This window comes from Sorangiineae bacterium MSr11367 (assembly GCA_037157805.1).
In the GTDB taxonomy this organism is placed as follows: Bacteria; Myxococcota_A; Polyangia; order Polyangiales; family Polyangiaceae; genus Pendulispora; species Pendulispora rubella.
In genome coordinates this window covers 410,618-424,924 of record CP089983.1, presented here as the reverse complement: position 1 = coordinate 424,924, position 14,307 = coordinate 410,618, and the positions used below count along the sequence as shown (strand labels likewise).

General features: G+C 62.4%; 14 protein-coding genes. 6 read left to right on the top strand and 8 right to left on the bottom strand.

All coding sequences use genetic code 11. The annotated features are described in order from the left end of the window. Positions 1-5 precede the first annotated feature (5 nt). A complete protein-coding gene (locus LVJ94_01740; protein ID WXB05986.1) occupies positions 6-878 on the bottom strand; it encodes a ferritin-like domain-containing protein in 873 nt (290 codons plus the stop codon). 110 nt (positions 879-988) lie between these two features. On the opposite strand from LVJ94_01740, the gene LVJ94_01735 reads away from it, so the two are divergent. Continuing rightward, positions 989-2,163, top strand: a protein-coding gene (locus LVJ94_01735; protein WXB05985.1) for an IS3 family transposase whose coding sequence is annotated in 2 segments (ribosomal slippage) — positions 989-1,244 and positions 1,244-2,163 — 1,176 coding nt in all. Because the reading frame shifts where the segments join, the coding sequence is not laid out codon by codon here. A 265-nt stretch (positions 2,164-2,428) separates the two neighbouring features. On the opposite strand, the gene LVJ94_01730 is transcribed toward LVJ94_01735, so the two are convergent. Continuing rightward, entirely contained in the window at positions 2,429-2,866 is a 438-nt protein-coding gene (locus LVJ94_01730; protein ID WXB05984.1) for an SRPBCC family protein, read from the bottom strand. 131 nt (positions 2,867-2,997) lie between these two features. Here LVJ94_01730 and LVJ94_01725 point away from each other — a divergent pair, with 131 nt between their 5' ends. Next, positions 2,998-3,456, top strand: a complete 459-nt coding sequence (locus tag LVJ94_01725; GenBank protein ID WXB05983.1) for a hypothetical protein — start codon at positions 2,998-3,000, stop codon at positions 3,454-3,456. Here LVJ94_01725 and LVJ94_01720 read toward each other — a convergent pair. Continuing rightward, entirely contained in the window at positions 3,431-4,702 is a 1,272-nt protein-coding gene (locus tag LVJ94_01720; GenBank protein ID WXB05982.1) for a hypothetical protein, read from the bottom strand. The two genes, LVJ94_01725 and LVJ94_01720, sit on opposite strands and share 26 nt — an antisense overlap. A 348-nt stretch (positions 4,703-5,050) precedes the next feature. On the opposite strand from LVJ94_01720, the gene LVJ94_01715 reads away from it, so the two are divergent. Next, on the top strand, positions 5,051-6,418 hold the full coding sequence (locus LVJ94_01715) for an ATP-binding protein (GenBank protein WXB05981.1): 1,368 nt from the start codon (positions 5,051-5,053) through the stop codon (positions 6,416-6,418). Between the two features lie 5 nt (positions 6,419-6,423). Here the strand turns inward: LVJ94_01715 and LVJ94_01710 are convergent, their stop codons facing one another. From LVJ94_01710 to LVJ94_01695, 4 genes are all read right to left on the bottom strand, one after another. Beyond that, positions 6,424-6,918, bottom strand: coding sequence for a hypothetical protein (locus LVJ94_01710; GenBank protein ID WXB05980.1), 495 nt, complete (start codon positions 6,916-6,918; stop codon positions 6,424-6,426). Further along, on the bottom strand, positions 6,915-7,712 hold the full coding sequence (locus LVJ94_01705; GenBank protein WXB05979.1) for a hypothetical protein: 798 nt from the start codon (positions 7,710-7,712) through the stop codon (positions 6,915-6,917). The genes LVJ94_01710 and LVJ94_01705 overlap by 4 nt, the downstream gene beginning before the upstream one ends. A gap of 89 nt (positions 7,713-7,801) precedes the next feature. Then, positions 7,802-8,293 carry a hypothetical protein gene (locus LVJ94_01700; protein WXB05978.1) on the bottom strand — a complete coding sequence of 164 codons (492 nt, stop codon included), beginning with the start codon at positions 8,291-8,293 and terminating at the stop codon, positions 7,802-7,804. 114 nt (positions 8,294-8,407) lie between these two features. Then, complete coding sequence (locus tag LVJ94_01695) at positions 8,408-9,283, bottom strand: prenyltransferase (GenBank protein ID WXB05977.1); 876 nt, start codon at positions 9,281-9,283, stop codon at positions 8,408-8,410. 427 nt (positions 9,284-9,710) lie between these two features. Between LVJ94_01695 and LVJ94_01690 the strand changes: the two genes are divergently transcribed. Beyond that, complete coding sequence (locus LVJ94_01690; GenBank protein ID WXB05976.1) at positions 9,711-10,655, top strand: polyprenyl synthetase family protein; 945 nt, start codon at positions 9,711-9,713, stop codon at positions 10,653-10,655. Between the two features lie 40 nt (positions 10,656-10,695). On the opposite strand, the gene LVJ94_01685 is transcribed toward LVJ94_01690, so the two are convergent. Next, positions 10,696-11,166 (bottom strand): ester cyclase, encoded by a 471-nt coding sequence (locus tag LVJ94_01685; protein ID WXB05975.1) that lies wholly within the window; start codon positions 11,164-11,166, stop codon positions 10,696-10,698. A gap of 33 nt (positions 11,167-11,199) precedes the next feature. Here LVJ94_01685 and LVJ94_01680 point away from each other — a divergent pair, with 33 nt between their 5' ends. Beyond that, entirely contained in the window at positions 11,200-13,002 is a 1,803-nt protein-coding gene (locus LVJ94_01680; GenBank protein ID WXB05974.1) for a cytochrome P450, read from the top strand. Between the two features lie 105 nt (positions 13,003-13,107). After that, positions 13,108-14,259 (top strand): alpha/beta fold hydrolase, encoded by a 1,152-nt coding sequence (locus LVJ94_01675; GenBank protein ID WXB05973.1) that lies wholly within the window; start codon positions 13,108-13,110, stop codon positions 14,257-14,259. Positions 14,260-14,307: the final 48 nt, after the last annotated feature.

The window sequence follows — 14,307 nt, the reverse complement described above, 5'->3', positions numbered from 1 at the left end:
CGCGGCTATGCGGCGCCGACGATGCGCCGCATGCGGGGCGACAGCGCCTCGATGCGGCGCAGAAGCTCCGCGCGCGCTTTGGTGTACTCGTGCAGCTCGAGGGCGTGCCCGTGGATGCCGTACCGCTCCCACGCACCACCGATGGCGGCCTCGGGAAGGGGCGACTCCATGGTTGCCGGCAGCGACGTGATCGCCGAGCGCAGCGCGTTCAACACCGGCGTGCCACCTTGGCCGGCGCACCATTCGACGACATCCCAACCATGCGCCGCGTGGCGCCCCTCGTCGGCGGCAATATCTTTCAAGATGGCGCGAATCTCAGGAATTTCGCAGCGTTTGGCCAACTTGGCGATGATGCGCGCCGAGACGCCTTCGTGCAATGCCCCGTCGATGAGGGAATCGACGGCCAACTGAATCAACGCGAAGCCGCGCACCCCCACCAAGGTGCGCGCGCGTTGCGCCTCCGGAAAGGGGCCGGGGCTCTCCGCGCGACCATCCAGGGCCCGCGCCAGCGAGAAACAGAGCTCCGTATGGCGTACCTCGTCGAGCGCATCACGGTTCGCGGCGGCGATCAGCTCCGGTGGCGCGCCGAGCGCCATGAGATCGAGCGTGAGTCGCGCAAACGCCGCCACCGACGCGTGCTCCGTGCGGCCATTTTCGCGCCATTGTACGGCCAGCCCTGCGCGCGTTCGCCCGTCTTCGATGGCGCGCACCATGGCATGGGCGGACGCGGCCGACGTCACAGGCGCCCACGCCGGCCCCGCTTCCACCCGCGCCAAAAGGACGCGTCCAAAGCGGCGCAGCTGGCGCCCGTGTTGAAACTGCAAGGTGGAGAGCATGGCCAGAAACGCGCCCACGCCGGACACGAACAGATTGCCCAAGAGTGAACATACGAACAGAATCGTGGGCGCCTTCCCGAGGGGCGGGCCCTTGGAGGTCCCCCGTTTCAGTGGACAGTCCCGTTAACTCGAAGTAACGCGAGGAGTGTCCCATGGCGAAACGGAAACGACGGGTGTTTACGCCCGAGTTCAAGGCAGATGCAGTTCGGCTTTGCAAGAGCGGAGATCGAACCATCGCGCAGGTCGCGAACGACCTCGATCTAACGGAAACGGCGCTGCGAGCTTGGGTCAAGCGCGCCGACGCGCAAGCGCCGAAGAGTGCCACATCGAACGAGCTGACGACGCCGGAGCGTGAGGAACTCGCGGAGCTTCGCCGAAAGGTGAAACGCCTCGAGATGGAGCGCGAGATCTTAAAAAAAGCAGCAACATTCTTCGCGAAGGAGAACACGTGAAGTTCGCGTTCATCGACGTGGAGAAGACGTTCTGGCCCATTCAGGTTCTCTGCTTCGTACTCGGCGTCTCGCGAAGCGGCTACTACGCCTGGAAAGCACGGCCGAAGTCGAAAGCCAGGACGAGTGACGAGAAGCTCGCGACGCAGATTGAAGCGTCGCACAAGCGCAGTCGTGGCACCTACGGAAGCCCGCGTGTGCATCGGGAACTGCGGGCTCGGGGCATCCGCGTGGCTCGGAAACGCGTCGAACGCTTGATGCGCCAGCACGGGATTGCCGCGAAACGAAAACGACGCTTTCGTCGCACCACGGACTCGAAGCATGCGCACCCCGTTGCCGCGAATCTGCTCGAGCGACGGTTCGACGTCGATCTTCCGAATACGGCATGGGTGACCGACGTGACGTACGTCTGGACCCTTGAAGGCTGGCTTTACCTCGCCGCGATCCTTGATCTCTATTCGCGACGAGTCGTCGGCTGGGCGACCAGCGAAACCAACGACCGGGAGCTCGCGTTGCAGGCCCTTCGCAGCGCCGTGAACAGCCGAAAACCGCCAACGGGGCTGCTTCATCACTCGGACCGCGGCAGCCCGTACGCGAGCGCCGACTACCGTGCCGGACTCGAACGACATGGCTTCGTGGCGAGTATGAGCCGCAAGGGCGACTGCTGGGACAACGCCGTCGCCGAGAGCTTCTTCGCCACAATCAAGGGCGAGTTGATCGATCATGAAAACTACGTGACGAGGGCTTGCGCGATCGCGTCGATCGCCGACTACATCGACAATTTCTACAACCCCGTTAGACGGCATTCGTCGATTGGTTACGTTAGCCCAATTGAGTTTGAATTAATTTTGTTGCAATCAAACAAGCTGTCCGCATAGTGACGGTGTCCACTGCAGCGGGGGAGGATCACCTTGATGGCAAAACGGATACCTCGAACGAATCCAACGAATGCCACCAAGGCCGCCAGTGCGAAGCCGTACGTCCCCCGCACACGCAGCTCCGGTCGCGTCATCAGCCACAGCGTGCACGCAGCGATGACGAGTGCCGCTACCAGCCAGAGAAGCGTCTCACGGGCCCACTGTCTTGGTGGGCGCGGGCCCGGCGGAGCCGCTGCGACCGGAGCAGCATATGGATTCATGCCGCTTATACGCTTGGGTGCGCCGAATTGTTCTCACGCTCGGTACGTTCCAATGTCACTTTCATGACCGCGAGAAACTGATCCATCGTTGCGATCGCGCTCGGCGCCATGGCGTGGGGCAGAAAATCGGCCGTCCAGACGAAGCGGCACGAGTGTGGCCCAACCGGGAACACTTGGGCCGAGGCACTATGGTGGGTAAACAAGGGCGACCCCACGACGGTCCAGGCAACACGGCGCGCCGCATCGCTGACATCGATGATGAGCTCGCGCACCGAGAAACCACTGCCAAACGTGACGACCCTCGCCTCTCCCCCCTCTTCGAGCTGAACGTCGGTAACGAACCCGGGGGCAAGCCGCGTGTGGATGGCGCCGATGTCCCGCAGGGCGTCCCATACGGTCTCAGCGCGGGCATGAACGACGATCTCTCGTTGAATGAACGCCATGGCATCCCTCCTTCTTTCGCGATCACCGTAGGGAGAGTGCCCACTCCAGACTTGGAGAAACTTGCTCTTCGAGGGCCGAACCGTTCCCGCTTGGGTGCGGCCATTGCACGTCCCTGCGCAGGGAGGCAACCATGGCCAACATCGCTCACCCTCGCCTGCACGGCGAGCCCGTCATTCGAACGCACGACCCTGTCTATCAGGCCTACCAGATTCTGCACTGCGGATTCGCGGTGCTACCGGTCCTTGCAGGTGTCGACAAGTTTCTCCATTTGCTGGTCAATTGGGATCAATACCTTGCACCACCCATCGCCCGCGTTTTGGGACGTGGTGCGGGCTCATTCATGCTCTTCGTCGGTGCGATCGAAATCGCCGCCGGCGTGATCGTCGCCGTCTGGCCCAAAGCCGGCGCCTACATCGTGGCGGGCTGGCTCGGTGCGATCATCGTCAATCTGCTCATGACAGGCCAATACTTCGACATCGCACTGCGCGACTTCGGCCTCTACCTGGGCGCGCTCGCACTCGGCCGATTGAGCACCGCATACGACCGCCCCGTTCGGGAGCCGTTCACTCGGAAAGGATACGATCGGTGATGGCGCTCGCGTCGTCGTGAATTCGCGTGAGGAACGTCGTCACGGCCTCGAGGAGGCGACCGCCGTTTCTACGCACGTCCCGTTGGGTATCTGCATCGTTCAAATAGAGCATCACCGCATGCATGGCATCACCGCCGCGGTGGCCGACGATGGATTCGAGATTTCGGACGACCTCCGGATGAAGGGTTCTCTCCGCGTCGGTCACTGCCCGTTGCAGCGCCATGCGATCTCTCCGCGTGATGCCAATGCCGCTCCCCGTGTGCCCGACACCGAAATAGTCCTTCGGTGTGCCACGGCGCAATTGGCCATCCACGCGAACCAGCCCCGATGGCGTCCCATAGGACGAGAGCATCGTGACCTCCGCGAGATCATTTTCCCACGGATGCTGAGCCAATCCACTCATGAGATGGCGGTCGAGCTCCGCCGTGTAGATGGCCAAGAAATCCGTTGCCACAGTCTGCCCTTCGTCGGACAACCTCGCGTACCCGGAGGCATCGCATCGGAGCAAGATCTGGAGTAGCGCGCGAAAGAAGTCCTCGGGAGAGGTCTCTTCCCCGAAATAGTGGTCCATCTCGGTGAGGTAGAAGACGTCGCTGGCGTCGAGCGCGCGGTGCATCGGGCCAGCACCGAAGCTCCGCCCGGACTTGACATGCTTGGCCAATTCCGCCGGCTCCGAGCTCCCGGGCTTGTAGCCGATGTTGTAGTAATAGTTGTTCGCGTGCACACGGACGACGGTGCCCGCACCGCTGGCCAACGACAGGAACGGCGAGAGGCTCACCGCGGCGAGCCCGATCGCGTCGTGGTTCGCGAGCAGGTCGAGGTTCTCCAGCTGCGTGCCGATGGCTCCGGGTGCGCCGGCAGGTGTCGTTTGCTGGCCGGCCAGCGCCTCGACGAGCTCGTCCAGGCCCTCGGCTCCATCTTTCATGAAGCGCGAAAGCTTCGCCCGAACCTGGGGATCGAAATTCGATTCGACCGCGTGGAGCGTTGCCGGGCTGGCAAATGCGAAATGCGTGGCCTCGTCGGTGTCGAGGCTCTCTTTGATGCCGCCTCGCATCGACATTGCCTCGAGAAAGGTATTCCCTTCGAAGTCGGAAAGAGCGTGTGCGTGGCGCAGATGCAACGAGGCAATCGTTTCATGCTGCTCGACGGACACGGCCCGCTCGGGCGGGGCCTCGGACGGCGCTACGGTGCAGGCTGAAGCCGCGAAAAAGGCGAACGGTAGAATGCGCAACGAACGATGGTTCATGGTTTGGTACCCCGCAATGAGGATTGCCAACTAGCGCCAACGTCGAATTCCGGTCAACATCGAACCAGCAAACACGTGCCTCCTTTACTCGCAATTAATTCGTCGTTCGCAAACCGATTGTTCGCATCCAACGGACCCAAGTAATCACGATTCGATGTTCGAAATGGCCTTTGGCGCCAGAGACATCGAAAGGCAACTCCACGAGTCTCGGGCCCGCGGCGAGCGTTCCCTCGCATCACGCGATGCGCATGACCAAGCGAACTCTTGGTCGGCGCGGCCGCCATGACGGCTCTTCCGAGGCCCGTGACAGCTGACGCGTGCAAGCGGTAACCTACCACCCCAGGCTCAATGACCGTCGACATCCACCGTGGCTCCGAGGTCTCGCGACTCGTGAAGGCGCTCGAAGAAGCGCCCAGCAACCTTTCGATCGTTGCGGTGAGCGGACCGGGGGGCGTGGGCAAGACGTACCTCTTGAGCCATGTCCTGGAGATGGTCGAGCCCTCCCGGCTCGGTTACCTGACGCTCCAAACGAACGCCGAGAACCCCGAGGTGCGCGAGGACTTCTTCGGCATTCTCGAAAAGCTCTTTCCTCGTTCGCTTCCTCCCCCGGCCAATCCCAACAAGGATTACTTTCCCCACCTTCGCGATGTGGCAGCGAGGCACCGCAGACTGGTCGGGAAGGTCATGTCCGAGATCCAAAAGCAAGGGGCGACCGAATCGGTGCAACGCGTCGCCAAGGCACTGCTGAATACCGGCCGCGCACTCAACGCGGTGGTGCCGCCATCGAAGGTCATCCTCAACGTGTCGGGTGTGCGCGACGCCCAACTGGAAGAGGCCTTCGAAGGAGCGGGAAAACTTCTGCGCGGATTGAGTCAGATGGGCGAGTCCACCGCGCTCTGGGGCCCTCTTCGCGACCTCACCGGGGCCACGCGCGCCAATAGGCTAAAGCGGGACCTCTACAGCCTCGCAGCTTCGGAGCTCCGCGCGGATCTGGTGGCCGCACTGCGCGGGTACGAGCGACGCGATCTCGCGCGCTTCATGCACGCCCCCATTCCTGGCCTCTCGAGCCTCCTCATCGTCATCGACGATTACGAAGCGCTCCAGGGCGCACTCGGAGATTTTCTCACGGGCGCGCTGGTGCACGAGCTTGCCGAGTCGCGTTTGCGCACGGTACTCGTCATTCTCGGGCGGGACGACCTTCAGTCGACACACCCGGGCTGGGGGCAACACTGCCGGCGTTACCTGCGGGATCAAATCCGTCTGGCTCCGCTCGACAAGGAGGGTGCGGGGGCGATTCTCTCGGCCGCCGGAATCCCCGAGTCACGCTGGTCGGACCTCTATGAGTCGACCCAGGGCTACCCCTTCCTTCTCAACCTGGCCATCGAAGAGAAGCTCGAACCCGGGAGCGATTCCGTCACGTTCCTTCAACGCTTCATCGAACGCACGACCCGCTGGATGTCGGAGGAGCAGCGCGAATGGTTCTTCCGCATATGCTATCTCGACCGAGTCGACGAAGACTCGCTTTGCTCATTGTTCCCCGCCGACAAGGTCCCTTCGATCCAGAGTTGGTTCGAAAAGGAATCCTCGATCCGCGACCCGTTCGCCGAGTACTTCCGCGTCCGGCCCATGGTCCGCGAGAAGGTCCTTCGCTACCTCGCCGTCCGCTCGCCGAGCCGCCATCGCGAGCTACTCACCCTCGCCAACGACCTACGCTAGACTGGCTAACGAGCCTCGATCGAGTACGTCTGCTTGTGCGAGCGTCCCTCGAACGTCCTCAACGCCGCCTCCGCCTCGCAACCGGAGGTGAACGTGGCAATGACGTAGCGAAGCCCGTGATCATCTTGCCGAACGAGGCGCCACGCGCGGGGCGCCTCGATCATTCGACCGGGCGCGCACTCGGAGAAGTGTTCGATCTCGAACGGCAAATGAAAGCGAATGTGCTCGAGATCGCGCGCGTTTGCGTGCACTTCCCCGTTCGTGAGCTCGTGGTCGGCGGCCACCGCCCCCGTACCGTCTGGCCGGAGATGAAATCGCCAAACCACGATTTCGAGCCCGCATGCAGCCCGTACGACCCACGCATCGAACGAGCCGAGGCCATTCGAGTCGAGGTCGACCCCATCGGGCTCTCCCAGCACCTCCACCAACCGCACCCGGGTTGCTCGAAAGTTGAAAAGCGGTGGGCTCGACCAATCCACCCCCTTGCCGGGAGCCATCATGGGGATTTGGCATTCATCTCGGTGGCGTGTTGCTTGGCGCTCTTGAGGGGTGGGACACACCAGGTAGCGCGCTCGCGGTCGGTCACGTGGTGATCGACGGGCCACAAGATCCAAATTCCGTTGATGCTCTTGAACTGCGTTCCATAAAGTTGCGGTTCGAGCCGCGACATGTAGTAGCGGTCGCGGGACGCGGCGACGAGCCACCGGGCTTTGACGAAATTCGGATCCAGTTCGACAGCGCGGCCGGCGAGTTGGAATGCCGTGGCGTGGCTCGATTCATCGATGCCGTGCTGGAAGACCATGGCCGCATGGTAATAGTCGTCGGCGGTGCGGAGTTGCCCGGAGGATTCGAGTTGCCTCACGCGTTCGCGCCGGGCGGCGTCGCGCGGGTTGACCACGCGCCAATCGATCTTGTCCGGCCCCGGGATTCGGTCCTCTTGGTCGGCACGGTAGATGTCGCGCAGCTCCTTGTTGATCGAGTCCAGGTACGCCGCGCAGGCCGGCTTGAAGGCCGTGACGAGCGCGGCCCATTGTGGGTCGTCCGCTAGCTCGCGCTGGTTGTTGGCATTTTCGATGGTGTCATCGCAGTACGAATTGCTCGCTTCGAGCGCTTTTCGAAAGAGAGCGACCGCCTCCTTGCGGTGGCTCGATTTCAATTCACAATCTCCCGCGGACGCGAAGGCATCGGCCTGGGCACGCCCGGATGAATGCTCGCTCGCGCGCAGGTACGAGACCACGCAATCGGCATAGCGTTTTTCGCCATATGCGACGGTACCGGCTTGTGCGTCGAGCATCCACCCTCGTTCATTCGATGGCTGGTGCGCGGTCTCGACGGGTCGGGCCCCGCAGGCCGATAGGCAGAGCATGGAACCAAGCCACCATTTCATGAGGGATCTGCCTGGGTGCGCAGGGCGCGGTACGCTCTGGAGATTCGCTGTACGTTGGGCATGTTCAGGAGCAAAAGGACCACATTGACCACGCTGAGTCCAATCGCTCCCAGCCCCGCCAACGAAATGACGAACAAAAGCGAGGCGACCGACCCCACCAGGCTAAAGAACGCCACCACCAAGCCCACGATCACGAGCGAAAGTTTCCCTTTGACGATCCCCCACGCCACCGCCAGATAGAGAACCCCCATCAGGGACAGCAACCCGAGAATCGCGGACAGCCATGCTCCCGGGCGTGCATTCCACGCGGACATGGCCACGAAGAACTGCATCACCAGAAACAGATTCACCAGCCCTCCCAACAGCGACGCGAGCCCCGCCAGCTTGAGCAGCGGCGGTGGCAACGTCTGCACGAAGAGATCCGCCGAATCGCCCTCCGCGCCACGTTCCGAAAGGGAACGAGGTACCTCGTACGGATTGTGGTTCATGCGATGGGATCTACGTGAGAAGGCCGTGGGGCGCCACCGCACGCGTACGCAAGGCGCGACACCATCGGATTTTTCGCGACGCCGCGAATGAGGTTTCGGGCGGTTGCTCCGTGTTCAGCCCAGCGCGCCAACGTGGTTGGCGAGGAGATGGGTCACGGCGATGACGCCGAGTTGCAATCGGATCGTGCGGAAGGACAGGAGGCGGGCGCTGGCGCTCTCGCCGGCGAAGGCGCGCGCCAAGAAGCGCACGTGATTCGGAAGTAGAACGAGGTAAAGGAGCGCGACGCGGGGAAGGATGCCGCGTGCCATGCCGACAACGAAGAGGAGCCAGAAGACGGAGAGCAGGACCACCGAGATAAAGGGGGCGCGGCGTTCGCCGACGAGGACCGTCAAGGTGCGGCGGCCCGATGCGGCGTCGGATTTCGCGTCGATCACGTTGGAGATGACGATTTGCGCGGCGTAGGGAATGCCGTTCATGGCGGCGGTCCACAAGACGACAGGGGTTAGCTCGCCCGTGAGGATCAAATACGGCAATGCGGTGGCCATGGCCGCGCCGATGATGATGACCACCTCACCAAGCCCGTGGTAACTCAGTTTGAGACCGAAGGAATATTGCGTGACCACCGCCATGGCGCAGAGAAGCGCGGCGATGGTCCCTGGGGAGAGGCGTGCAATCCACACCCAGAAGACGATGAGCGACAGGGCGACGACGCAGATGGCGACGGCGGCGCCTTTTGCCTCCGAGAGGGTGAGCTCGCCCGTCAGTAGGGGCTTCGCGATATTTCGCTTTTCTCCGAGTACGGCGAGTTGATCGACGCCGTCGATGAAGCCCATGACGTCGTCCAAGACGATGGTCAGCGTTCCGCAGCAAAGGCTGAAGAGTAGGAAGGATAGCATCACCACCCAATAGCGAGGCTGGGCGATGTGGGCGGAGGCGAGCCCGAACGTCGTCAATGGGTATAGCGACAGCTCCGGCACATTCAATTTCAATAGCCGAGAGTATGCATTCAACTTGGCGATCAGCATTTCGCGCGGACCCTTCCGATATTTTAGCGAACGTGACACTGCATCGTTCAAAAATCAATACGAATTAATACGAGGCGCCTTCGTTACATTTCGGACGCAAAATCACCGATCGCATATCCCATTTCGGACTGCCTGTTCGATGTCGTAACGAGACCCGTAATCAATTATCTGCCCCTCATCACGAATCGCCCTGACTTATTTCGCACTAGAACGACAAAACGCCTACCAGTGAGTTGACCGAGCTCGGATCTGCGTTAAGAGAGTTCGAGCCGGGGGGCGCGGAGATATCGTGACCATGCAACGAGCAGCGCCTCCTTGTGCTGAATTGCCCGTCCGGAAGACCATGCCGGCGGAAGATCCATGCCTTCAACGGATCTCGTGCGCCGCGCCGATGCCGATCGCACCTTTGCGGGATGTCGCGCACGGTGCCGACGCGCCGGCGTTGGGCGCGCTCTTCGAGCTTCTCGAACAAAGGCTCGATTCGCTGCTTCCCAACGCAGATACGGCGCCGCAGGAACTACATCGCGCGATGCGGCACGCCATCTTCTCCGGTGGCAAGCGACTGCGGCCACGTCTGCTCCTTCTCGTGGCGAGCGCGTGCACACCGGACAACTGGGATTCCGATCAAATCGAGGTGGCGTTGCTTGCCGGATGCGCGATCGAATTGATTCATTGCGCCTCCCTCGTGCATGACGATCTGCCGAGTTTCGACGATTCCCCCTTGCGACGTGGACAGCCCACGGTCCACATGGCGTTCGGTGAATCTACCGCCATTTTGGCGGGAGATGCCCTATTGATCCAGGCCTTCCAGATTCTCGCGGGGGCACCTCCGAGTCGTGCGCCGCAGGCGCTCGAACTCATTGCTTGGCTCGCCAAGGCAACCGGATCCATGGAGGGCATCATCGGTGGACAGAGCTTGGAAAATGCAGCCATGACCGATGGCGAATCCGTCGCAGAGCTCGATCGCTATCATGCGATGAAGACCGCCGCACTGTTTCGCCTGGCCGCGGAGGCGGGGGCGCGGATTGCGGGGGCGGCCGATCCGACATCTTGGGGAGAAGTTGGTCTGTCGATGGGAATGGCCTTTCAGCTCGCCGACGATCTTTCCGATGTCCACGCCAACGAGCGTGGCCTGGGAAAGCCGATTGGCCGCGACGAAGCGTTGGGACGTCCCAATGCGGTCCTACGCGTGGGCAGCGACGCCGTGCGGGCACGCTTGATCGCGCTGCTCGATACGGCGCGCGATCAGATCTCGGAGCTCACCAACCACGCCAAAGCACTCCACGCGCTATTGGACAAGATCAAAGCCTATGGGGCGTCCTTTGCGCATGGATGAGATCGACCTCCGGCGCCCCCCGACGCCGGTCGACGGGCGTTCAGGCGCGTAACCGTGTCCATCCATCGCGCAGCCGTTTCAACGCGAACGTCGCCCGGGGGAAGTGCGCTTTTGCGATTTGCATTCCAAGATCCACCATGTCCGTGCAATCCCACATTTCGACGAATTTGCCATTTTGAAGTCGGTAGTGCGGATGCGCGATGATTTGCAATTTCTGCCCCGTCGGCGGGATCCCCATGTAGGACCCCGTATGGGTGCCCGTACAGACGATGCGCGAGGCCAGAATGCCGTCGGCGTAGACGAACGTCGATGGGACGATGTGGCAGTCGGAAAGCGTATCCAGCAGCATTTTTGCCGCCGTTTTCACGCCAGACAGATTGAGCTCGCCCGGAAAAGGCGGGTGAACCACGAGATCTTCGGAAAAGAATCTATCGAGCTCTCCCAGCCGGCGCTGCTGATAGACCGTATCGAGATACTCTTGATAGAACGCACGCGCGCTTTCGATGTTCATATCCTCTCCTCACCATCGATTTAGGTTACGACCATGGCCATGTCGAGCGAAGAACGTTCCGATGCCAACTTACGTCCCTCCGCGATCTCGACGCGCATTGCGCGCGAGGAGGAGGTGCGCGGGCAAGAACCCGTCGCGCTCTCGGCCGACGGGATCGACTTGGTGGCACTTCGGACATCGACCGGATTGAAGGTCTTCGAGGGTCGTTGTCCCCATCAGGGAACGCTTCTCGGCGAAGGCGAGAGGCACGGGAACGAGCTCGTGTGCCGCAATCATCGCTGGCGATTCGACGTCGATTCCGGCAAGCGCATTGGTGGCCGCGAATGCCTCCGGGCCTGCCCGGTGGAGGTGCGCGCGGGGATTGTTTATGCCGACCTCCGGCCGCTTCGCACACCTGCCACCGCGGTCCGAAGCGGTACGCAATCCGTCGCTTCGCTGCCTGGTCCCCCGACACTGCCGCTCATTGGAAACCTTTTGTCACTCGATCCGGCGCAAATGCATCGCATCGTCGAGGGCTGGGAGGCGACCCATGGATCGATATTCAAGTTCCGCCTCGGACCACGGGACGTCGTGGTGGTCTCCGAACCGGCACTCGCGCACAAAGTCATGCGCGAACGACCCGAGAATTATCGCCGCCTGAGCGCCTTTGCGCCCATCTTCGAAGAAATCGGCGCACCGGGTGTCCTTTCGGCCGAAGGGGCGACTTGGCGATCGCTTCGGCGGCTCACCATGGAAACGCTCTCCCATCGCAACCTGCGCGGATTCTACCCGACCCTCAAGCGCGTCGTGGAGCGCCTGCACCAACATTGGCAGCGGGCCGCGGACACCGGGCGCGAGGTGGATCTCACCCACGATCTGCAGCGCTTCCTCGTCGACGTGATGACGCAGCTCGCATTTGGCTACGACATGAATCCGTTCTCGGACGGCGATCGTCAGGAGGGGATCACGCCGAAACAGTTCGACGACGTCTTCGAGGCGGTCAACCGCCGGCTCATGGCGCCGTTTCCTTACTGGCGGTTCGTGCGACTTCCCGCCGATCGTCACTTGGACCGCATCGTCGGTCAGATACTCCCGTGGATCTCCGGCCTCGTCGACGCCGCGCGCACGCAGGTCGCGGCCGAGCCCGAGCGCGCCGAGCAGCCGAGAAACTTCCTCGAAGCCATGATCTGCGCGCGTGACGAGTCCGGGCAGCCGTTTCCCAACGAAGTCGTGGTGGGCAACGCCATCCAGATCTTGGCCGGGGGACAGGATACGACCGCGAACACGCTCGCGTGGGCCATTCACGAGATCTGCGACCGCCCAGGCGTGGCTCGCGCACTGCGGGAGGAGCTCGGCGTAGCGCTCGGAGCCGCGAGCATGCCCGAGGACATCGAGACGGCCGGAAAGCTCGGGTACGTGACGGCGGTGGCGAACGAGGTCATGCGGCTGCGCCCTGCAATCCCCATGACCTTCAATGAGACCAACGCCGATGTCGTGCTCGGTGATTTCGCGTTACCCAAGGGCACGCCCGTGTGGCTTCTCTTGCGCCCAGCCGCGCGGGAAGCGGCGCACTTTTCCGATCCCGAGGCCTTCCGACCCGAGCGATGGCTCACACCGCAAGCCGTGGGCGACGCACACGAGCCGACGGCGTTCATGCCATTTGGTTCCGGCCCGAGAATGTGCCCGGGTCGGACCCTTGCGATGCTCGAACTACGCGTGGCACTCGCCATGATCTTCCGCAACTTCGATATCGAGCGGGTCGGTAGCGCGCGCCGTGTCCATGAGGTGCTGCGTGTCACCATGAACCCGCGCGATCTTCGCGTACGTCTGCACCGCCGAAAGCATCACGAGGTTTGACCTCGGGGCGAACCTTATTTCTGCGTCAGACGAGGCCTCTGGCAATTTCAACGCCGCTCCCGCCCCTGATGGTACCCTCCTGCGGCATAGGACGGAGGGAATCCCATGCCGCACCACGACCGACGCTCGCTCTCACGCCTTGGCGGAGTAATTCTCGTGGGGCAATCCATCGTGACGATGGCCCTCACCGCGTGCGCCGCTAGGCCACCGGCCGAGGTGTCGAGCACGGTCGCCTCGGCCGCGCCCCTCGTACCGGGCCAGGAAGAAGGCGACTTCACGATTCGCGATGTTCGCTTCGCAAGCGGCGAAGCGATTCCCGAGTTGCGACTGCACTACACCACATTGGGAAAGCCTCATAAAGGCACCAATGGGGCCGTCGACAATGCCGTGTTGCTGCTTCATGGCACCACGGGGCGCGGGCGGCAATTTCTCACCGAGTCGTTCCGCAGCGTCTTGTTCGGAGCGGGGCAGCCGCTCGATACGTCGAAGTACTACGTCATCATGCCGGACAACGTCGGCGCCGGCCAATCGTCCAAGCCGAGTGAAAGCCTTCATGGCCGCTTTCCGCATTATGCCTATGCCGATATCGTCGAGCTTCAGCACCGCCTGGTGACCGAAAAGCTGGGCATTGCCCGTCTGCGCTTGCTGCTCGGCACGTCGATGGGCGGCATGCACACGTGGCTCTGGGCCGAGAAGTATCCGGACATGATGGATGCGGCGGTGCCCATTGCTTGCGAGCCGACGCGCATCCTCGGGCGGAACCTGCTCTGGCGACGCATGATCGTCGAGGCCACCAAGGGCGACCCGAAGTACGACCAAGGCGAGTACACCGCGCAGCCGAAAGCCTTTCTCGCAATGATGCCGCTCTTTTACATGATGACGGACAATCCCGCGCACCTTCAGCAGACCATCCCGAGCATCGAGAAGGCCACGTCGTTCATTCATCCCGAAAATGGGTTCGGCGATCGCAGTGCGCCGCTCGATGCGAACAACGTCGTCTATGCGCTGGATGCTTCGCGCGATTACGATCCGGAGCCGGACCTCACGAAGATCAAGACGAAGGTGCTGGCCATCAATTTCGCCGATGATGAGCTCAATGCGGTATCGCTGGGAAATCTCGCGCGGCTCGTTCCGCGTGTGCCGGGCGCGCGCTTCGTCATCGTTCCCGCGAGCGAGCGCACGCGCGGGCATATGACGCAGCTGCTTGCCTCCGTGTGGCAGGAGCATTTGAGCGAGTTGTTGCATGAGCTGAAGTGAAGCCATTTCGGGACACGCGAAGGATTGTCTCTTGCGGCTCGCCTCTTG